The organism is Arthrobacter jinronghuae, from assembly GCF_025244825.1.
GTDB classification, from domain to species: Bacteria; Actinomycetota; Actinomycetes; order Actinomycetales; family Micrococcaceae; genus Arthrobacter_B; species Arthrobacter_B jinronghuae.
This window is the reverse complement of record NZ_CP104263.1, coordinates 2322869-2341803: the sequence shown is the minus strand read 5'-3', so window position 1 is coordinate 2341803 and position 18935 is coordinate 2322869. Positions and strand designations below refer to the sequence as shown.

The following is an 18935-nucleotide window of genomic DNA, read 5'->3' as shown; positions in this document are numbered from 1 at the left end:
GAAACGCAATGTCGCAGCAACCGGACCAGTCCCCTGACGGGACGCCCGGCTCCGGGGAGCAGCGGGACCACGCAGCGCACTCGACCGCACCGAAGGAAAAGAAACGCGGTTTCGGCGCCTGGCTGCGTGAAGTCCTCACGATCGTGGTGATAGCCCTGGTGCTGTCCTTCCTGATCAAAACCTTCCTTTTCCGGGCGTTTTACATCCCCTCGGGGTCCATGGAAGAGACTCTGGAAATCAACGACCGGATTTTCGTCAACCTGCTGGTTCCTGAACCGATGGACCTGAACCGCGGCGACGTCGTGGTCTTCAAGGACACCAAGGGCTGGCTGCCGCAGACGGCGGAGAAGGAAACGAATCCGGTCAAGGAAGCCCTGACCTTTGTGGGCCTGCTCCCTGACGAGTCCCAGCAGCACCTGGTCAAGCGTGTCATCGGCACCGAAGGCGACCACGTGGTCTGCTGTGACGCCGACGGCAGGATCACCGTCAACGGCGAACCCCTGGACGAGCCCTACCTGTACCCCGGCGCCGCCCCCTCCGACATCCCCTTTGACGTGGTTGTCCCCGAGGGCAAGGTCTGGGTGATGGGGGACCACCGCAACGCTTCTGCGGACTCCCGCGAACACCAGTACGGTGAGGGCGGCGGTTTCGTAGACGTGGCGGACATTGAGGGCAAGGCCGTAGTGACGGCCTGGCCGCTGAACCGCGTCGGCGGGGTCAGCGATTATTCCGAGGTCTTCGAGGACGTTCCGGAACCGAGCGACAGCAAGTGAGTTCCACCGCCAAGCCGCCGACCCTTCGGCATGAGCGTACGTTCGCTGCCTCCGGGCACCGGATCCTGGCCGGCTGCGACGAAGTGGGCCGCGGCGCGCTGGCCGGACCCGTGTCCGTAGGGATGGTGGCCGTGGACCTGGCCACCGTCCGTTCGCTCAAGGGAGTGCGGGACAGCAAGCTGCTCTCCGTAGCCGACCGGAACACGCTGGTTCCGCAGATCAAGAAATGGGCCCTGGCCTGGGGGGTGGGCCATGCCAGTGCGGCGGAGATCGACCTGCACGGGTTGACCGTCGCCCTGCGTCTGGCCGGAACGCGCGCCTGGGACCAGGTGTGCTCAACGCTGCGCCCCGACGTCGTACTCCTTGACGGCAACTACAACTGGCTCTCGCCCGAGCGGCAGGGCAGCCTGTTCGACGATCCCGATGAACCGGCCGGAGGCTGCACGGCACCGGTGCACACCCGGATCAAGGCGGACATGCAGTGCCTGAGCGTGGCCGCCGCCAGTGTGCTGGCGAAGGTGGAACGCGACGCCATGATGGTAGAGTTTGCCGCTTCGAACCCGCACTATTCGTGGGAGATCAACAAGGGTTATGCCACCGAGTCGCACCGCGCGGCCATCGACGTCCACGGACCCACGCCGCTGCACCGCATGTCCTGGCGGCTGGGCTCCAAGCCCCGCCCGGGTGAACCGGTGCTGGAACCGGAAGACGACTTGAGCACAGTTGGGGGATGATAGGAACATGAGCGCCGAAGACCTTGAGAACTATGAAACGGACATGGAGCTCCAGCTGTACCGGGAGTACCGCGACGTCGTAGGCCTCTTCAGCTACGTGGTGGAAACCGAACGGCGCTTTTACCTGGCCAACCACGTGGACCTGCAGGCACGGTCCGCCGACGGCGAGATCTACTTCGACCTCACGCTGCAGGACGCATGGGTCTGGGACGTCTACCGGTCCGCACGGTTCGTCAAAAGCGTGCGGGTGATTACCTTCAAGGATGTCAACGTGGAGGAGCTCACCCGCAACGACGACCTCACACTGCCGAAGGCCGACGAACTGTAAGTTCCGCCTCTGCCTTCGCCCAGCTGACGGATGGGCTCCTTGGGTCATTCCGAGCGAGGCTGGAGATCCAGCCTTCAACCATTTTTCCCCGGTGGTTCAGCAGATACGGCACAGCGACCGGCTGCGGAAAACCGCAGCGCCAGACCGTCTTGTAGCTGCCGGTGTTTCCCGCATGTGCCTTCCACGTAACCACCTCCCAGTCCAGGTCCTCGAAGGCGTGCCCCACTGCCAGCCGGACCGCGCGGGACATCAGGCCGCGGCCCCGGTATTCCGGCGACGTGACGAACCCCAGCGAACCGGAGGCTGCGCCTTCGAAGCGCAGGTCGATGGTCCCTGCATAGCTGCCGCCGACGTCGAGCGCCCAAGACACCGCGTTTTCCTGCGGGACGCAGATAGCCTCCAGATACTGCTGCGCCATCTCCGGCGTGTAGTCCAGCGGAATGGTGGTCCACTGGACCGACAGGGGGTCAACGCAGCGTGCGTAGACGGCGTCGAGGTCGGCGGAGACGTGCGGACGGAGCAGGAGGGTGTCGTCGCTGAGCAGCGGGATCTCGAAAGCCATCCCGACAGCCTAACGGGTGTCTGCGGACTTAGACTTAGCGTCATGCCCGAGTCCCGGCCCGGCTTCGATGCCAACCTCCGCCTGTACGCCCAGATGCAACCCGACGGGCCGTCACTGGCCCATCTCCTGTCCCTGCAGCAGGCGCTGCCGGACGGCACGCGGCTGGTGCCGCGGCCGCAGCTGCACCTGACGCTGATCCACTTCGGGAAGGTGCTGGACGTGCACCGGGCCATTAGCGCCCAAACCGGCATTTCCCGTTCCGCCTACGAGCAGCTGCTCGCCGAATACATTGCCCGGACTGAGGCGCTGCTGCCCGCGGTTTCCTTCCGGCTGGAGCCTGCCGGGTTTGCCGGGTTCGGTACGCGGGGATCGACCCTGGTAGTGGAGTATCTGCCGACGCCGGAACTGGCTTTGCTGCATCGGGAACTGTACGGAGCGCTGGTTGGTTTTCTCGGCGCCGCCGGAATCCGGGACGCCGCAGCCTTCATGGCCGGTGATCCGAACTTTATGCATGCCGGGACCCTGCGCCCGCACATCTCCCTGGCGCGGGGATTCGCAGGCGACCTGCCTTCGCTGCCGCTGAAGTCCGTGACACTGCAGCCGATGCCGGTGGTGTACCCCGGGCACTGATGGTGTCCGGGGTACACCTGCAGGTTACGGCTTAGGCCTTCCTGCGGCGGGCAATGACCACCAGTACGGCTCCCACAGCCAGAATGGCTGCGCCGGCAGCGGCAAGCCACATTCCGCCGGCACCCGTGTGGGCAAGCCCTGCATCAGGAACCCGGGGGCTGGGGTTGCCGGCAACCTGGACCCCGGGGTCCGTGGTGGCCGGGGCAGGCGGGGTGCCGTTCGACCCGGGCGGGGTTACCGAACCTGCCGGGGTCTTGGACGGGGTCGCGGACGGGGTGTTCGTTGGCGTTCGCGTCGGCGTCGGGGTCGCGGACGGGGTGTCCGTTGGTGTCGGCGTCGGCGTCGGGGTCGCGGACGGGGTGTCCGTTGGTGTCGGCGTGGGCTTCTGGGACGGGGTGTCCGTTGGTGTTGGCGTCGGCGTCGGCGTGGAAGCGCAATCGGGAACCGTCATCACCTCCTCGAGCTCCTGATGCTTGGAGTCCTTCAGCTTCGGATTCCCGGGGAAGGGATCGGGATAAAGGAGGTTCTTCGGCCAGTCATAAGTGCCTTCAAACTCGAGTACGTCTTGCTGGACAGCCCAGCCGGGACCGCATACCTCGAATGGAACCGAGGGGACCAGGGACGTTACATCGGTGAACCACTGATGTCCGGGCTGCTTGGCCAGGAAGGTTTGTTTACCGGAGTTCTCCCAGGCGGCCGGCTTCTCCGCGTCTACCTTCCGGTACAAGTAGATTCCTGTTTCCGTCACGGAAACCCCCGCCGAGGGAGACCCGCTCGGCGACGTGGTTGGGACAGTGTCCCCGGTCGCCGGCACGGCGGTGGCCAAAGCCGGCGCGCCGGTGACAATCGACAGCCCCGCTAAGGCTGCAAATCCTGCCACTACAGCGGTTGTATTTCGCTTGCGGTTTTGCATGATGTCCTTTGTGTGAGTCGAACATGGGCGTTAGCGTCGCCATCCTGTCCGGGCCGTCTCAGCGTTCCCCTACGGAATGACGCAGTTTCCCGGCAAGACCCGCGCAAATTCCGCTCCGGCTTCTATCTGCCCTTGGCCATACGGCGCCGGTGGTGTACCCGGGACATTCAAAACGCTAAGGTCCTGCCTACGACCAGCAAGGAGAGTGTCATGGATACGGCGGGACGGGTTGCCCTGGTGACCGGAGGATCCGGCGGGATCGGAGCCGCTGTAGTCCGACGGCTCGCGGCGGACGGCTATTCCGTGGGTGTGCACTACGCACGGAATCGAGCGACAGCGGACGGGGTTGTTGCCGACGTTGCCGCCGAGGGGGGACATGCCTTGGCCGTCGGCGGAGATGTGGGAGACGAGCCGGCGATGACTGCCGTGTTCGACGCCGTCGAGACAGCCTTCGGCGGTCTGGACGTGGTCGTCAACACCGCAGGCATCATGCTCCTTGCCCCCATCGCGGAGCTGGACCTGGCGGACCTGGACCGGATGCACCACACGAATATCCGGGGAACGTTCGTGGTGTCGCAGCAGGCGGCCCGCCGGGTGCGTCCTGGTGGAGCGATCATTAACTTCTCGACCACCGTCCGGCGCACCCAATACCCCGGCTACGGCGCCTACGTAGCCAGCAAGGCTGCGGTGGAAGGGATGACGCTGATCCTGGCGCGGGAACTGCGTGGACGGGACATCACGGTCAACGCGGTGGCGCCCGGGCCGACAGCTACGGCGTTGTTCCTTGACGGCAAGGACGAGGCCACCGTTGCCCGGCTGGCTGAGGCGGCGCCGCTTGGACGCCTGGGCCAGCCGGATGACATCGCCGAAACCGTCGCCTTCCTTGCCGGGCCGGGGCGCTGGGTCAACGGCCAGGTGGTCTACGCCAACGGGGGACTGGCCTGAACTTCTGTTCCTCCACACTCAGGGTCCGGTGCTCCGCGGCGGAAACTTCCTCCACAGGCCGGTAGTTCCCGGGTGACCGGCCCGGCGGGTTTCAGCGAACGTGGTGGACATGAAAGCCAAAGACATCCTGGGAAGCCGCGGAGAAGAACTGGCGGCGCGCTACCTGACCGAAGCCGGGCTTCGCATCATCGACCGGAACTGGCGGTGTCCCGAGGGCGAGATCGACCTGGTCGCAGTGGACGGGGCCACCCTGGTGGTGGTCGAAGTGAAAACGCGTTCCTCGCTGGACTTCGGGCACCCCTTCGAAGCGATCGGACAGGATAAGGTCGCCCGCCTCTACCTGCTGGCGGGCGCCTGGGCCAGGGCCAACAGCCGATACTTTACCCACCGCCGGATCGACGCAGTTTCGATTCTTGACGACGGCACCAATCCTCCTGTTGTGGAGCATCTGCGGGGGATTTCCTGATGGGGCTCGGACGGACCTACGGGGTAGGGCTTGTCGGCCTGCGGGGCAGGATCGTGGAGATTGAAGCCGACATCGGCCAGTCCCTGCCGTCCTTCATCCTGCTGGGGCTGCCGGATGCCTCCCTGAACGAGGCTCGCGACCGGGTGAAGTCAGCGGCAAAGAACGCCGGACTCCCGCTGAGCCGGCGCCGCATCACAGTCAATCTGATGCCGGCGGATGTACCGAAGCACGGCTCCGGCTTCGACCTGGCCATCGTTGTGGCCGCACTCTGCGCCGGGGGCGTATTGAGAACTCCGGGCCGGTGCGTCTTCCTGGCAGAACTCGGCCTGGACAGCAGGCTTCGGCCGATCCGGAGCATCCTTCCGGCTGTTATGGCCGCGGTTGCGGCCGGCTACACGGACTTCGCAGTGGCGGCGGAGAACGCAGAGGAGGCAGCACTGGTTCCCGCAGCCCGCGTGCGTGGATACTCCTGCCTGGCCGAGGTAGCCGCCGACCTCGGCGCCGACCCCGAGCAGCTCAGTTTTCCGCTGCCGGTGGCCCGTACCGGCGAAGATCCGGAACACGAAGAGGGTGCAGTTGAATCCCGGTTTCCCGACCTCGCTGACGTAGCAGGGCAGGCAGAGGCCCGCTTCGCTGTCGAGGTCGCCGCGGCGGGAGCACACCATCTGCTGATGACCGGGCCGCCGGGGGCCGGAAAGACCATGCTGGCTGAACGGCTGCCCGGCATCCTGCCGGACCTTTCCGATGACCAGGCAATGGAAGTCACTGCCATCCACTCCCTCGCCTGGCAGGGACGCCCCTGCCGCCAATTGCTCCGCAGGCCCCCGTTCGAGAGTCCGCACCACACCGCGTCTACAGCAGCGGTGATCGGCGGCGGTTCAGGCATTCCGCGCCCCGGTGCTGCCTCCCGTGCCCACCGCGGCGTGTTGTTTCTCGACGAAGCGCCCGAGTACGAGCGGCGGGTACTGGACGGCCTGCGCCAGCCGCTGGAGAGCGGCGAGCTAGTCCTGCACCGGGCGGCGGGTACAGCCGTGTATCCGGCGCGTTTCCAGCTGGTCCTTGCCGCCAATCCCTGTCCCTGCGGACTCGCAACCGGTAAGGGAATCGAGTGCACCTGCACCTCCACGCAGCGGCGACGGTATTTCAGCCGGCTTTCCGGTCCGCTGCTGGATCGGGTGGACCTGCAGCTCTCGGTTCAGCGGGTCTCCCTGGTCGACTACTTCGCAGCAGAGACTGCGGAGGCCAGCTCTACGGTGGCGGCACGCGTGCAGGAGGCTCGGCGGCTCCAACGGGAACGGCTGGCGCCGCTGGGATGTGAAACCAACGCCGAGATTCCCGGCACCTTGCTGCGGGGCACCCTGCGGCCGCCGAGCAAAGCGACTTCGGCACTGGACAGGGCCATGGACCGCCAGTTGCTGACGGCACGGGGCTACGACCGGGTGCTGCGCGTGGCCTGGACCGTCGCCGATCTCGCCGGGCACGGAAGTCCCGACGCCGACGACGTCGGACAGGCCCTCGCCTTCCGCCGGCAGGGAGCGGCGGCATGAGTAATGATGAGGCGCTTCTCGCACGGGCGGCGTTGTCGAGACTGTTCGAACCCTCGGATGCTGTGGGCCTTGCCCTCGTGGCAGCGGCCGGTCCGGTCCACGCGCTGCAGATCGCCACCGGAGCGGTGGACCCGCCGCCGGATCTTGCCGCCGAAACGGCACCGTTGCTGTCCCCGGGCGGCAGCCAGGGAAGCGCCCTGGCAGAGGGGCTTCAACGGTGGGCACCGCGGGTAGCTGATCTGGCCCCGGACCGGGACCTGGGTGCGATCCGCCGTCTGGGAGGGGAACTCCTCGTTCCGGAGGATCCCCGTTGGCCCGAGTCGTTGCGACACCTGCAGATGGAGATGCCTCTGTGTCTCTGGGTACGGGGAGACCTGGGGCGGGGCCTGCCGGAACTTGACCGGACCGTGGCGCTCGTGGGTTCCCGGGACGCCACCGGATACGGGCTGTCCATAGCGGGGGACATTTCGGCGGGACTCGCCAACCGCGGGTACACCGTTGTCTCCGGGGGTGCCTACGGAATCGACGCCCAGGCACATCGTGCCGCGCTCGCATCTGCACCCGCAGGAACCACGGCCACGATAGCGGTCATGGCCTGCGGCGCGGACCGGTTCTACCCGGCCGGCAACGAGGATCTGCTTCGCACCGTCGCGGAGCGCGGACTGGTGGTGTCCGAAGTGCCGCCGGGATCGGCGCCCACCCGCTGGAGGTTCCTGCAACGGAACCGGATCATTGCTGCGCTGAGTGCCGCCACCGTGGTGGTGGAGGCCCGGTGGAGGTCCGGCGCGTTGAACACCGCCCATCATGCTGCCGGGTTGGGACGGGAAGTCGGTGCGGTGCCCGGATCCGTGTACTCGGCCAACTCCGCCGGATGCCACCGGCTGCTGCGCGACGGCAGTGCGGTCTGCGTGACCGATGCCCAGGAAGTCGTGGAACTGGCCGGGCCGCTCCGTGCTGTCCTGCCGGGAGAACCGAACGACATCGGCGGACGGGCAGGGGACAGTCCGGCAGGGGACCGCCGCGCAGATCACGACGGACTGTCCGTGGAGGACCTGCTGCTGCTGGATGCGCTGCCGGTGCGCAGCGGATCGACCATCGGAAAACTGGCCTCCGTCGCGGGGCTGTCCCTGCAAGGGGTGCGCGCCGGGCTGGCACGGCTGGAACTGGAGGGACTCGCCGTACGGACCGAACCGGACCAGTGGCGCCGAGGCCGCCACTAGCAGCAACGACATTTTTCTACTACCCGAACAACCCAGGAAGGACATCATCATGCTCACTCACAAGATAGTCACCTCACCGATTGGGGTGCTCACCCTGGTCGCCTTGGACGGCGTCCTTTCCACGGTCCGGCTCGGGCCGCCCGCCGTGGCTGCAGGGGCAGGGACACCGTACGGCATTGCGGCGGAAGACGGCTTCGAGGATGTCGAACGCCAACTGACGGAGTACTTCGAGGGCCGGCGCTGCTGTTTCAACGTAGACACCAACCCGCAGGGAACCGAGTTTCAACGCAGGGTATGGGAGCAGGTCTCGGGCATCGGCTACGGCAGGACGGCAAGCTACAAGCAGCTGGCGGTCCTGCTGGGTGACGCTGCCAAGGCTCGAAGCGTGGGGGCGGCATTGGCCCATAACCCGTTGAACCTGGTTGTGCCCACCCACCGCGTGGTGGGGTCCCGCGGCGCGCTGACCGGATACTCGGGCGGCGTTGATGCGAAGCGGTACCTGCTGGAGCTGGAACAGGCACCGCAGACAGAACACCTGCGGCGGAACTGCCTGCGTGCCGACAGCGTGCCTGCTTGAACGCCGGCACCAAAGAGAGAACAGTAAAGAGGTGACATCAAAGGGAGCAGCAGACAGAACTGCGTGGCCGGCGGAATTCCGTTCCGCCCTGGAGGGCTTCTGCCGGTATTTGACGGCAGAGCGTGGACGCTCCGAACACACCGTCCGTGCCTACGAATCGGACGTGTCGAAGCTGCTCGACTATGCCCTCGGCGCCGGAGCAGGCTCGCTTCAGGAACTTGACCTGGGCATCCTGCGCGGCTGGCTGGGTGAACTCAGTGCCGGGGGACAGGCCCGTTCCACGCTGGCCCGCCGCGCCGCCACGGCGCGCAGCTTCACCAACTGGGCCCTGCGCGAGGAACTCATCAGTGAGAATCCGGCCCTGCGGCTGAAGGCACCGAAGAAGGAAAAGACGCTTCCCGGCGTACTGCGCAGCAGCCAGCTGGATGACCTGTTCGAAACCCTGCAGGCGGCCGCCGCCGAGGGCGAACCCGTGGCGCTACGGGACCGCGCGATGGTCGAACTGCTCTACGCCACGGGCATCCGGGTGGGAGAGCTGGCCGGTCTGGACGTCGACGACCTCGATCCGGACCGCAGGACACTCACGGTGCTGGGCAAGGGCAACAAGGAACGCACGGTGCCTTACGGCCTGCCGGCTGCCCTCGCGGTGGATGACTGGCTGCGCCGCGGCCGCCCGTCGATGGTGACCGGGGACAGCGGTCCGGCATTGTTCCTGGGCAAACGGGGCGGACGAGTGGACCAGCGACAGGTCCGCAGCGTGGTCGCCGTCCTCCTGGAAGCCATGCCGGACACCTCCGCCTCCGGGCCGCACGCCCTCCGCCACTCCGCGGCCACCCACCTGCTCGACGGCGGTGCCGACCTGCGTGCCGTGCAGGAAATCCTGGGCCACTCGTCCCTTGCCACCACGCAGCTTTACACGCACGTCTCAGTGGACAGGTTGCGCCAGAGCTACAGCCAGGCACACCCGCGCGCCTAGGGCCGGCCGACCCGACTCCCGGCCGCCCAACGCCGGCGGTCAGCACCGGCTGCACCGCCCGGCCTTCCGTGCTGCAGCGGCTCAAAAGGCTACATTGGCGCATCGACGTAACTTACGGCACAATGAGGGACAGCGGACACATATGGCTCGATATCCGTCCATGCAGCAGCAGGTCGTTGGGGAAGACGTACCTACAGCTATGGAGGATGGAATGTCTGTTGTGATGGCGCGCGGCGTACTGTTTGTGCACTCTGCCCCTTCCGCGTTGTGCCCCCATATTGAGTGGGCCATCGGATCCGTCGTGGAAAAGCGAACGGATCTTCAGTGGACCCCTCAGCCGGCTGCGACCGGAATGGTACGGGCTGAAATCGCCTGGACCGGACCGCAGGGCACCGGTTCCCTGCTCGCGTCCGCGCTGCGCGGCTGGGCACACCTCCGGTACGAGGTGACGGAGGAACAGAGCCCCGGAGCCGACGGCAGCCGCTGGGCACACACCCCTGAGCTGGGCATCTTCCATGCCGCGACCGATGTGCACGGCAACATCATGATTTCCGAGAACCGCATCCGTTACGCCTATGAAAACGGCGCCGGCGATCCCTCGGCTGTCTACCACGAACTCTCACTCGCCCTGGGCGAAGCCTGGGACGAAGAGCTGGAGCCGTTCCGGCACGCGGCCGACGGTGCCCCGGTGCGCTGGCTGCACCAGGTAGGCTAGTTCCTCAAAACTCCATAGCTAAACAAACAGGCGTCCGGACCCCGCGGGGACCGGACGCCTGTTTGTTGCAAACGAAGGATTTAGCGGCTGCGCAGTACGGCGACGGCGTTGTGCCCGCCGAAGCCGAAGGAGTTGCTCAGCGCGACGATGTCTCCGCCGCGCAGCTGGCGGCTGGAGGTCACGACGTCGAGCGGGATCTCCGGATCCTGGTTGTCCAGGTTGATCGTTGCCGGCGCCTGGCGTTCGTAGACCGCCAAAGCCGTCAGGACGGCCTCGACTGCACCCGAGGCGCCCAGCAGGTGGCCCATCTGCGACTTGGTGGCAGACACGGCAACACCGTCGAGGGCACTGCCCAGGGCAGCCTTCAGCGCAGTGTATTCGGGCTTGTCGCCCACCGGGGTGGACGTGGCATGCGCGTTCACGTGGACTACGTCCTCGGCCTGTGCCCGGGCATCAAAGAGAGCAGACTTCAGGGCCCGGGTGGCGCCGAGGCCCTCGGGGTCCGGTGCGGTGATGTGGTACGCGTCGGCGGTGACGGCCGTGCCGGCGAGCTCGGCGTAAATCCGCGCGCCGCGGGCCAGTGCGTGCTCTTCGCTTTCGAGCACCAGCGCACCGGCACCCTCACCCATCACGAAGCCGTCACGGTCCTTGTCATAGGGGCGGGAGGCACGCTGGGGATCATCGTTGCGCTTGGACAGGGCCTGCATGGAGGCAAAGGACGCCAGGGGCATCGGGTGGATGCAGGCTTCCGCGCCGCCGGCGACGACGATGTCGGCCTTGCCGGAGCGGATCATGTCCAGGCCCTGGTGGAGGGCCTCGGTTCCGGAGGCGCAGGCGGAGACGGGTGTGTGGGCGCCGGCACGGGCACCCAGGTCGAGGCTGACCGCGGCGGACGGGCCGTTGGGCATCAGCATCGGAACGGTCATGGGCAGTACACGCCGCGGGCCCTTTTCACGCAGGGTGTCCCAGGCGTCGAGCAGGGTCCAGATGCCGCCGATGCCGGTGGCGAAGGAGACGGCAAGCCGGTCATGGTCAACGTCTGCGAGGCCGGAATCGGCCCAGGCTTCGCGTGCCGCGACGACGGCGAACTGCGTAGAAGGGTCCATCCGCTTGGCTTCGACGCGGGAAAGGACTTCCGAAGCGGGAGTGGTGGCACGCGCGGCGAAGGTCACGGGCAGGGAGTACTTCTCCACCCATTCATCTTCGAGGGTACGGGCGCCGGAGACACCCTGCAGTGCGTTCTTCCACATGGTTGGAACGTCCCCGCCGATGGGCGTGGTCGCTCCGAGGCCTGTGATGACTACTTTGCGGGCCATGATTCACTCTCTTGAAGCAGTTGCAGGTGCTGGTTCCGGCGGTACCGGGCGGCCGCCGCCAGGCAGCGGCCGCCGGAAGGTTAAGCCTGGGCGTTGGAGATGAAGTCCACGGCGTCGCCGACGGTCTTCAGGTTCTTGACCTCTTCGTCCGGGATGCGCACGCCGAACTTCTCTTCGGCGTTGACGACGATGGTCATCATGGAAATGGAGTCGATGTCCAGGTCATCGGTGAAGGACTTGTCCAGCTCAACGGCCTCGGGGGCCAGACCCGTCTCTTCATTGACGATCTCGGCGAGGCCGGCCAGGATTTCTTCGTTGCTAGCCATGTTGGCTCCTTTTCTTGTAGTGCCGGTACGGGACCGGTCCGGTTTTCCAACCGCCGAAGCGGTGTGGTTCTGTGGGCTGCACCGGCTTAGCCGGCACCGCGGGCAATGGGGCTAGGGGAGGACAACTACCTGCGCGCCGAACACGAGGCCGGCACCGAAGCCGATCTGCAGCGACAGCTTGCCGCTCAGTTCCGGGTGCTCCTGCAGCAGGCGGTAGGTGGCCAGGGGAATCGATGCAGCCGAGGTGTTTCCCGCGTCGGCAATGTCCCGGGCAATAATGACCGACTCGGGCAGCTTCAACTGCTTCGCCATTTCGTCAATGATGCGCATGTTGGCCTGGTGCGGCACGAAGGCGGACAGGTCCTCGGCGGTGATCCCGGCGGCGTCGAGCGCCTGCTGGGCAGCCTTGGCCATCTCCCATACGGCCCAGCGGAAGACCGTCTGGCCGTCCTGGCGCAGCGTGGGCCAGAGTTTGGTTTCCCGGCCGGAGAGGTCCGCGGGGCTCATGCCGCCGTCGGCCTCGGCGGCGAGGGAGAGTTCACGCACGTCCAGCATGGAGTGGGTCATGCCGATGGCACCGGACTTGCTGCCGTCGGATCCCCAGACGGAGGGTGCGATGCCGGGGGTGTCGGAAGGCCCGACGACGACGGCGCCGGCACCGTCGCCGAGCAGGAAGGAGATGGTGCGCTCGGTGTTGTCGATGAAGTCGGAAAGCTTCTCCACGCCGATGACCAGCACATAGTCGGCGGCGCCGGAGCGGACCAGTGCATCGGCCTGGGCGATGCCGTAGCAGTACCCGGCGCAGGCGGCGGAAACGTCGTAGGCCGGGGCCGGGGTTGCGCCCAGGCGTTCGGTGATCTGGGTGGCGGCGGACGGAGTCGCGTAGGGGTGGGTCACCGTGGAGACGATGACGGCGCCCAGCTGCGAACCCTCGATGCCTGCGTTCTTCAGCGCCTCACGGCCGGCAGCCTCGGCCATGTCCACCACGGACGTGCCCTTGTCTGCACGGTGCCGGGTCACAATGCCCGTGCGCTGGCGGATCCATTCGTCGGAGGAATCGATCCACTGGCAGACGTCGTCGTTGCTCACAATGACGTCGGGGCGGAAGGCGCCGATGCCGTGGATCCGGCTGAATTCGTTGACGGGGGACTGCTTCAGGGTGGGCGTGCTCACGCGTTACCTTCTCCGGTTGTTGCTGCCGTTCCGGAATGCTCACGGATGAACTCCCGGGCAGCGGTTAGATCTTCTGGGGATTTCAGGGCCAATGTCGGGATGCCCTTCATGCCGCGGCGTGCCAGTCCGGTGAGGGTTCCCGCCGGCGGCAGTTCCAGCATGCCGGTCACGCCCATGCCGAGCATGTTCTCCATGCAGAGGTCCCACCGTACCGGGCGGGAAACCTGGGCGATGAGGCTGTCAAGGTTGGCATCACCGGACACCACTGCGGCGCCGTCGCGGTTGGACAGCAGCGTGGCCAGCGGTGACTGCGGGGTGAGGGAGGGGCGCAGTGCTTCCAGGACAGTGACGGCGGGCGCCATGTGGGAGGTGTGGAACGCGCCGGCGACCTTCAGCGGAATAACCCGTGCCTTGGCCGGCGGTGCCGCGGTGAGTACTTCAAGCTGGTTGTGCGTTCCGGCGGCTACAACCTGCCCGCCGCCGTTGGCGTTCGCCGCCGTCAGCCCTGCGGCTTCCAGCACGGCGGCCACGTCGTCGGGGTCCCCGCCGAGGATGGCGCTCATGCCCGTGGGCTCCACTGCTGCGGCGCGTGCCATGGCATTGGCCCGTTCCCGGACAAACACCAGTGCGTCGTTTTCCGGCAGGGCACCGGCAATGGCGGAGGCCGTGATCTCGCCGACGGAGTGGCCGGCGAGGACGGTGGAGGATGTCAGTGCCGAGGGGTCCAGCAGCAGCCGGGCGGCCATCAGGCCGGCGGCCACGATCAAGGGCTGGGCGACGGCGGTGTCCTTGATGGTTTCCTCGTCGGAGACCGTGCCGTGGGCAATGAGGTCCAGACCGGCGACTTCGCTCAGTGCGGAAAGATGATCACGGACGCCGGGCAGCTCCAGCCACGGCGAGAGGAATCCTGGCGTTTGGGACCCCTGACCGGGGCAGACGATTGCAAGCACGTATACAGCTTTCCAAAGATAGGGGACGGTACCGGGTGTTTGCGTAGACCAAGCTCCCCGGACGGCTTTGTAGGAAGTCTACAAGCCGACGACGGCGCCTGGGCAGGGTTCAGGGGCGTACGGCGGGCTTCTCGGGGGCTGCTTTTCCGGCAGGTGCCAGGCGTCCAACCACCAACGCGGTCTGCAGCACGAACGCTTCGCGGGGCAGCATCGGGTCCCATCCGGTGACATCGCAGACCCGCCGCAGCCGGTAGCGGACCGTATTGGCATGGACGAAGAGTTCACGTGCCGTGGCCTCCAGGGAGTGGCCCAGCGAGAGGTACGCACTAAGGGTCTCGGCGAGGCCGTTGGAGGCACCCAGCAGGGGAGTGTAGATGCTTTCCACCAGGGCCTGGCGTGCAGTGTCATCACCGGACATCACCCGCTCGGGCCACAGATCATCAGCGGCCACCGGGCGTGGTGCAGCCGGCCAGGCGCGGGCGGCGGTAAGCCCCGCAAACGCGGCCTGTGCGGACGGGCCTGCCTCGACAAGGGAGGGTGCGGGCGGGCCGTACACCACCGGGCCCGGGCCGAAGAGTTCGGACAGGCGGGTGTAGGAGAAAGCCTTGTCCTCCAGTCCGCCCAGGACCAGGATCAGCCGCTCGCCTTGGATCCCCACGAGGGTGTCTTCGGCCAGCCGGCCGGTGGCCCGGCGGAGTTCATTTACGAACGTGGCGTTGGCTTCGGCAGGAGAGCCGCCCACCATAACGGTGACCGGTGCCGCCGACGTCCAGCCGACGGCGGCAATCCGGGAGCGCAGCGCGTCGGAACTCTCGCCGCGCAGGATGGCGTCGACAACAAGGGCCTCCAGCCGGGTGTCCCAGGCGCCGCGCGTTTCGGCCGCACGGGCATAGACGTCTGCGGCGGCGAAGGCCACTTCACGCGAATAGCGAAGCACCGCTTCGCGCAGCTTGGACTGGACCTCGCTGCCGGCGAGCTCCGGCACCCGGTCCTCGACCACCTGCACCACCACCCGGATCAGCTGAAGGGCCTTCTGCAGGCTGATCGAGCGGGTGAGCTCGGTTGGAGCGGTGCCGAAGACGTCGCTGAGCACCCATGCGGGTGAGGCAGGACGCTGGTACCAGTTCACGAAGGACGCGATGCCCTTCTGTGCAACCATTCCCAGCGCGGAGCGCTCGTCCGGGCGCAGCCCCCGGTACCACGGCAGGGAAATGTCCAGCTGCTGCAGGGTGGCAGTCGAAAGCCTGCCGATATTCGCTTTCAGGCGCTCGACGGTGGGCAGGTCTGCTTCCGGCGGCGCTGAGGCAGCGGACGTATTGGGACGCACTGGCATACCTGCGAGCTTACGGCCTGCAGGGGTGAACCGCTATTTTGTGTGAAGGCTACAAGTTGGCTAGGCGGGCAGCTTGGGTTTCACGTCGTTTGTGTAGATGCCTTCCAACGTTGCGCTCAGTTCCGTGAGGACGGTTTTCACATCGGCCTGTTCCGTGAGGATCCGGCCGGCCGCCTTGGCGATTTCCTGGTCCGCTCCGGGCAGGAACACCCGGGCATAGTCCTGGTTCCGGGTGACGGCCAGCTGGTCGATGGCTGTTTGGATCTGCGGCGTCGCAGCCAGCACCTGCGTCATGTCCGCGGACTTGCGTACCGGCATGTAGCCCGTGGCCGCGGAGAACGCTGCGGTGTTTTCCGGGGAGGTCAGGAACTTCAGGAAAGTCGCGGCGGAGAGCTGCTGCTCGGGGCTGATGTCCTTCGGAATGCCCAGGCCGGCGCCGCCCGTGGGGCAGACTCCGGTCAGTTCCCGGCTGCCGCCGGGCATGAATCCCACGCCGACGTCGAACGATGCCGTCTTGAGCACACCCACCAGGTTCCCGGTGGAACCCACAGCCGCGGAGACGGCACCTGCCGCCATGTCGGCCGTGGCGTCCTTGGAAGAAACTCCTGCCCAGGCATTCTTATAGACGGTGTCCTGGACCTGCTGGATGGCGGTGACGGCCTCGGTCGAGTCAGCCGTAATGGTCCACTCGTCACTCCAGGCGGCTCCCTCTCCCCAAAGCTGGTTCTGCAGGGTCCAGCCCGCATAATCAATCAAGGCCGGGTGCTGGTAGACGTTCTGGATGCCGGGCACCGCCGCCTTGATCTTCGGCGCCCACTCCGAAAACTCCTGCCAGGTCTCCGGTGCCCGGTTGGGCAGGCCGGCGGCGGCCCAGTGGTCCTTGTTGTAGTAGAAGAGGGGAGTGGAGCGGGCAAACGGAACGGCCCACTGCCGCCCGTCATACTCATAGTCGCTGAACAGCTGGTCCCGGTAGTCGGCGGTGTCGAAGTCCAACTGTTCCATCAGCGCGTTCAGCGGGATGATGGAATCGTTGAGGAAATAGCGGAACCACCAGACGTCGGAGAAAATGACGATTGCGGGGAGGTCGCCGCCCTGCTGGGTGGTCTGGAACTTCTGGGCCACCTCTTCGTAGTTGGATCCCGCGCTGACCATGTTCACGCGGATCTCGCTCTGGGAAGCGTGGAACTTCTCGATGATCTCGGTTTCAATCGCCTCGGACTGGCCCGGGTGGCTGGACCAGAAGGTGATCTCCGGGGCGGGGGTCACGCCGCTGAAGTCGAGTTCGTCCTCCTCGACGGGGGTGTCTGTTTCCGTGGACGGTCCGCCGCAGGCCGCCAGGGCGGCCGCAGAGGCGCCGGCTGCACTCAGGGACAGGAACAGACGGCGGTTGAAAGCCGGTTTGGATGCTGCTGACATGGAATGCCTTTCTGGAGTGCGGACATTTTGCAGTTCGGTTTAGCCGGTGACGGAGCCTTGGGTCAGACCGGCGACGATATAGCGCTGCAAGGCAGCGAAGACCACCAGGATCGGAACCAGCACGAGGACCGCGCCGGCCATCATGATGCCCCAGCTGGCGGGATCGGACTCGGAATTCCGGAGCAGGGTCAGGCCAACCGGCAGGGTCATCATTTCGGGCCGGCTGACGATCACCAGCGGCCAGATGTACTCATTCCATTCGGTCACGATCGTGACCAGTCCCACGGTGGCGATGGTCGGCACGGAAATCGGGACGACGATCCGCCACAGGCGGGACCAGTGTCCTGCCCCGTCGATCTCTGCGGACTCCAGGATGCTGCCGGGCAGGGTGAGGAAATGCTGCCGCAGGAGGAAGGTCCCGAACGCAGTCCCGAGCCCGGGCAGGATCATGCCCCAATACGTGTCGGCACCGCCCAGGGACGTTACGAGGATGTAGTTCGGCAGGATCGCCACCTGCGGGGGGACCATGAGGGCTACCAGGATGGCTACAAAAATCACCCGCTTGAACGGGAACCTGATGAAGACCAGCGCGTAGGCGGTGAGGATGGCCAGCACCACCTTGATGGAGGCACCGGCTAGTGTGACGATCACACTGTTGACGAAGAACCTGCCGAACGGCACCAGGGTCATGGCGTCCTGGTAGTTGCTGAAGTCCAGGGAATCCGGCAGGACATCCAGGTCCGTGGTAACGATCTCCCCGGGCCCCTTGAAGGAGGACAGGACCATCCACATCAGGGGGAGGAATACCACCAGTGTGGTGAGGGCCAGGGGAACATACCCGGTCAGCAGGGTTTCGGTGATGTTTCGACGTGAGAGCGGGCCCTCGCCGGTCCGGCGGGAACCCTTGCTGCCGGTTGGCGCCGGCGCGGACACCGGGGCGGCGGGTGCAGGGACACTCATGAGTAGTGCACCTTCCGCTCGACGAACCGAAGCTGGAAACCGGTGACCACCAGCAGCAGCACGAACAGGATCACTGAGACGGTGGCCGAATAGCCGGCCCGGTTGAATCCGCCGAAGGCCTGCAGATAGGCCTCGAAGATCAGGGTGTTGGTGCCGTTTCCCGTGGGGGTCATGATCCGGATCAGGTCGAAGGCCTGCAGCGAACTGAGAAGCGTGGTGATGAGCAGGAAGAAGGTTGTCGGGGAAAGCAGCGGCAGCGAAACGCTGAAGAAGCGCCTCGCCGCACCTGCGCCGTCGAGCTGTGCGGCCTCGAGCACGTCGCGGGGAATCGACTGGAGGCCGGCAAGGTAGACCACCGCGCAGTAGCCGAGGTTCTTCCAGACGTAAACCAGTATGACCATGACCAGCGCCAGGTCCGGGTTGTTGATCCATTCGGGGCTGCGGGCTCCGAAACCGCGCAGTACCCAGGCCAGCGCTCCGTAGACGGGATCGAAAATGAACAGCCAGACCAGGCCCACACCCACTCCGGACAGGACATACGGTGCAAAGACGGCGGCGCGGGCCAAGGTGGTGCCGCGGACTTTCAGGTTCAGCGCCAGCGAAACCAGCAGTCCCAGCAGCATCGATCCGCCGACGGTGAAGACCGTGAACACTGCCGTTACGGTCAGCACGTCCCGGGCATCGGGAGAGGTGAAGAACGTGATGTAGTTTTCGATCCCGACCACCGTTGCTGTCTTGGCACCCAGGGTCCAGTTCAGGGTGGAGTAATAGATGTTGCTGAACAGCGGCCGGTAGGTGAAGGCGGCAATCAGGATCAGGTTGGGCAGCGCAAAGGCCAGGAAGGTGAAGAAGTCCCTGCGGGTGCGGCCGGAAAAACGTCGGCGGCGGACAGCGGGGTTACTGGTGGGCGGCGCGGCGGAAACCGGCGGCGACACGGTGGTCCTGGCCATCTTCCTCCTTTGGGCAAGGGTTCGACGTTGAACGACCGGCAAGCAGCCTTTGGGGTGCGCGTCGATTGTGGGGAGCATAACGGCACGCAGGGAGAAACGGAAAGGAACCGCCGTTGCATGCGGCG

At 66.2% G+C, this 18935-nt stretch carries 21 protein-coding genes; 11 read left to right on the top strand and 10 right to left on the bottom strand.

The window, feature by feature from the left end:
- Window positions 1-8 precede the first annotated feature (8 nt).
- Genes lepB through N2K98_RS10980 form a run of 3 tightly spaced genes read left to right on the top strand, consistent with a single transcriptional unit; the run spans window position 9 to window position 1835 of the window.
- Window positions 9-773, top strand: coding sequence for a signal peptidase I (lepB, locus tag N2K98_RS10990; RefSeq protein WP_229951602.1), 765 nt, complete (start codon window positions 9-11; stop codon window positions 771-773).
- On the top strand, window positions 770-1507 hold the full coding sequence (locus tag N2K98_RS10985; RefSeq protein ID WP_255797393.1) for a ribonuclease HII: 738 nt from the start codon (window positions 770-772) through the stop codon (window positions 1505-1507). Before lepB ends, N2K98_RS10985 begins: the two co-directional genes overlap by 4 nt.
- A gap of 7 nt (window positions 1508-1514) precedes the next feature.
- Window positions 1515-1835 carry a DUF2469 domain-containing protein gene (locus N2K98_RS10980; protein ID WP_227901490.1) on the top strand — a complete coding sequence of 107 codons (321 nt, stop codon included), beginning with the start codon at window positions 1515-1517 and terminating at the stop codon, window positions 1833-1835.
- On the opposite strand, the gene N2K98_RS10975 is transcribed toward N2K98_RS10980, so the two are convergent.
- Window positions 1807-2397, bottom strand: coding sequence for a GNAT family N-acetyltransferase (locus N2K98_RS10975; RefSeq protein ID WP_255865832.1), 591 nt, complete (start codon window positions 2395-2397; stop codon window positions 1807-1809). The two genes, N2K98_RS10980 and N2K98_RS10975, sit on opposite strands and share 29 nt — an antisense overlap.
- Before the next feature lie 42 nt (window positions 2398-2439).
- Between N2K98_RS10975 and N2K98_RS10970 the strand changes: the two genes are divergently transcribed.
- Window positions 2440-3027: a 2'-5' RNA ligase family protein gene (locus N2K98_RS10970; RefSeq protein ID WP_255865831.1), complete on the top strand. Its 588-nt coding sequence runs from the start codon at window positions 2440-2442 to the stop codon at window positions 3025-3027.
- 31 nt (window positions 3028-3058) lie between these two features.
- Here the strand turns inward: N2K98_RS10970 and N2K98_RS10965 are convergent, their stop codons facing one another.
- Window positions 3059-3754, bottom strand: a complete 696-nt coding sequence (locus N2K98_RS10965; RefSeq protein WP_255865830.1) for an LPXTG cell wall anchor domain-containing protein — start codon at window positions 3752-3754, stop codon at window positions 3059-3061.
- 396 nt (window positions 3755-4150) lie between these two features.
- Here N2K98_RS10965 and N2K98_RS10960 point away from each other — a divergent pair, with 396 nt between their 5' ends.
- From N2K98_RS10960 to N2K98_RS10930, 7 genes are all read left to right on the top strand, one after another.
- The gene (locus N2K98_RS10960; protein ID WP_255865829.1) at window positions 4151-4885 is read left to right on the top strand and encodes an SDR family oxidoreductase; all 735 of its coding nucleotides are present in this window, start codon (window positions 4151-4153) and stop codon (window positions 4883-4885) included.
- Between the two features lie 100 nt (window positions 4886-4985).
- Window positions 4986-5351, top strand: coding sequence for a YraN family protein (locus N2K98_RS10955; RefSeq protein WP_255865828.1), 366 nt, complete (start codon window positions 4986-4988; stop codon window positions 5349-5351).
- Window positions 5351-6898, top strand: coding sequence for a YifB family Mg chelatase-like AAA ATPase (locus tag N2K98_RS10950; RefSeq protein ID WP_255865827.1), 1548 nt, complete (start codon window positions 5351-5353; stop codon window positions 6896-6898). The genes N2K98_RS10955 and N2K98_RS10950 overlap by 1 nt, the downstream gene beginning before the upstream one ends.
- Complete coding sequence (gene dprA, locus N2K98_RS10945; protein ID WP_255865826.1) at window positions 6895-8118, top strand: DNA-processing protein DprA; 1224 nt, start codon at window positions 6895-6897, stop codon at window positions 8116-8118. The genes N2K98_RS10950 and dprA overlap by 4 nt, the downstream gene beginning before the upstream one ends.
- A 49-nt stretch (window positions 8119-8167) precedes the next feature.
- Window positions 8168-8695, top strand: a complete 528-nt coding sequence (locus tag N2K98_RS10940; RefSeq protein WP_255797402.1) for a methylated-DNA--[protein]-cysteine S-methyltransferase — start codon at window positions 8168-8170, stop codon at window positions 8693-8695.
- 31 nt (window positions 8696-8726) lie between these two features.
- On the top strand, window positions 8727-9671 hold the full coding sequence (locus N2K98_RS10935; protein ID WP_255865825.1) for a tyrosine recombinase XerC: 945 nt from the start codon (window positions 8727-8729) through the stop codon (window positions 9669-9671).
- 211 nt (window positions 9672-9882) lie between these two features.
- On the top strand, window positions 9883-10386 hold the full coding sequence (locus tag N2K98_RS10930) for a DUF3145 domain-containing protein (protein ID WP_255865824.1): 504 nt from the start codon (window positions 9883-9885) through the stop codon (window positions 10384-10386).
- An 80-nt stretch (window positions 10387-10466) separates the two neighbouring features.
- Here the strand turns inward: N2K98_RS10930 and fabF are convergent, their stop codons facing one another.
- From fabF to N2K98_RS10890, 8 genes are all read right to left on the bottom strand, one after another.
- Window positions 10467-11702 carry a beta-ketoacyl-ACP synthase II gene (gene fabF / locus N2K98_RS10925; RefSeq protein WP_255797404.1) on the bottom strand — a complete coding sequence of 412 codons (1236 nt, stop codon included), beginning with the start codon at window positions 11700-11702 and terminating at the stop codon, window positions 10467-10469.
- Window positions 11703-11782: 80 nt separating this feature from the next.
- A complete protein-coding gene (locus tag N2K98_RS10920) occupies window positions 11783-12028 on the bottom strand; it encodes an acyl carrier protein (protein ID WP_055240832.1) in 246 nt (81 codons plus the stop codon).
- A gap of 111 nt (window positions 12029-12139) precedes the next feature.
- On the bottom strand, window positions 12140-13201 hold the full coding sequence (locus tag N2K98_RS10915) for a beta-ketoacyl-ACP synthase III (RefSeq protein WP_255797406.1): 1062 nt from the start codon (window positions 13199-13201) through the stop codon (window positions 12140-12142).
- Entirely contained in the window at window positions 13198-14151 is a 954-nt protein-coding gene (locus tag N2K98_RS10910) for an ACP S-malonyltransferase (RefSeq protein WP_255865823.1), read from the bottom strand. Before N2K98_RS10910 ends, N2K98_RS10915 begins: the two co-directional genes overlap by 4 nt.
- 109 nt (window positions 14152-14260) lie before the next feature.
- A complete protein-coding gene (locus tag N2K98_RS10905) occupies window positions 14261-15484 on the bottom strand; it encodes a PucR family transcriptional regulator (protein WP_255865822.1) in 1224 nt (407 codons plus the stop codon).
- Window positions 15485-15544: 60 nt separating this feature from the next.
- Complete coding sequence (locus tag N2K98_RS10900; RefSeq protein WP_255865821.1) at window positions 15545-16900, bottom strand: ABC transporter substrate-binding protein; 1356 nt, start codon at window positions 16898-16900, stop codon at window positions 15545-15547.
- Window positions 16901-16939: 39 nt separating this feature from the next.
- Window positions 16940-17860: a carbohydrate ABC transporter permease gene (locus tag N2K98_RS10895; protein WP_255797410.1), complete on the bottom strand. Its 921-nt coding sequence runs from the start codon at window positions 17858-17860 to the stop codon at window positions 16940-16942.
- Window positions 17857-18810 (bottom strand): carbohydrate ABC transporter permease, encoded by a 954-nt coding sequence (locus N2K98_RS10890; protein ID WP_255865820.1) that lies wholly within the window; start codon window positions 18808-18810, stop codon window positions 17857-17859. The genes N2K98_RS10895 and N2K98_RS10890 overlap by 4 nt, the downstream gene beginning before the upstream one ends.
- Between the last annotated feature and the right edge of the window lie 125 nt (window positions 18811-18935).

Excerpts from the sequence above, each read along its gene's own strand:
- dprA (WP_255865826.1), top strand. The coding sequence starts at position 6,895 with ATGAGTAATGATGAGGCGCTTCTCGCACGGGCGGCGTTGTCGAGACTG.
- N2K98_RS10975 (WP_255865832.1), bottom strand. The coding sequence starts at position 2,397 with ATGGCTTTCGAGATCCCGCTGCTCAGCGACGACACCCTCCTGCTCCGT.
- N2K98_RS10900 (WP_255865821.1), bottom strand. The coding sequence starts at position 16,900 with ATGTCAGCAGCATCCAAACCGGCTTTCAACCGCCGTCTGTTCCTGTCC.
- N2K98_RS10980 (WP_227901490.1), top strand. The coding sequence starts at position 1,515 with ATGAGCGCCGAAGACCTTGAGAACTATGAAACGGACATGGAGCTCCAG.
- N2K98_RS10890 (WP_255865820.1), bottom strand. The coding sequence starts at position 18,810 with ATGGCCAGGACCACCGTGTCGCCGCCGGTTTCCGCCGCGCCGCCCACC.
- N2K98_RS10895 (WP_255797410.1), bottom strand. The coding sequence starts at position 17,860 with ATGAGTGTCCCTGCACCCGCCGCCCCGGTGTCCGCGCCGGCGCCAACC.
- N2K98_RS10960 (WP_255865829.1), top strand. The coding sequence starts at position 4,151 with ATGGATACGGCGGGACGGGTTGCCCTGGTGACCGGAGGATCCGGCGGG.
- N2K98_RS10920 (WP_055240832.1), bottom strand. The coding sequence starts at position 12,028 with ATGGCTAGCAACGAAGAAATCCTGGCCGGCCTCGCCGAGATCGTCAAT.
- N2K98_RS10940 (WP_255797402.1), top strand. The coding sequence starts at position 8,168 with ATGCTCACTCACAAGATAGTCACCTCACCGATTGGGGTGCTCACCCTG.
- N2K98_RS10950 (WP_255865827.1), top strand. The coding sequence starts at position 5,351 with ATGGGGCTCGGACGGACCTACGGGGTAGGGCTTGTCGGCCTGCGGGGC.
- lepB (WP_229951602.1), top strand. The coding sequence starts at position 9 with ATGTCGCAGCAACCGGACCAGTCCCCTGACGGGACGCCCGGCTCCGGG.
- N2K98_RS10930 (WP_255865824.1), top strand. The coding sequence starts at position 9,883 with ATGTCTGTTGTGATGGCGCGCGGCGTACTGTTTGTGCACTCTGCCCCT.
- fabF (WP_255797404.1), bottom strand. The coding sequence starts at position 11,702 with ATGGCCCGCAAAGTAGTCATCACAGGCCTCGGAGCGACCACGCCCATC.
- N2K98_RS10905 (WP_255865822.1), bottom strand. The coding sequence starts at position 15,484 with ATGCCAGTGCGTCCCAATACGTCCGCTGCCTCAGCGCCGCCGGAAGCA.
- N2K98_RS10970 (WP_255865831.1), top strand. The coding sequence starts at position 2,440 with ATGCCCGAGTCCCGGCCCGGCTTCGATGCCAACCTCCGCCTGTACGCC.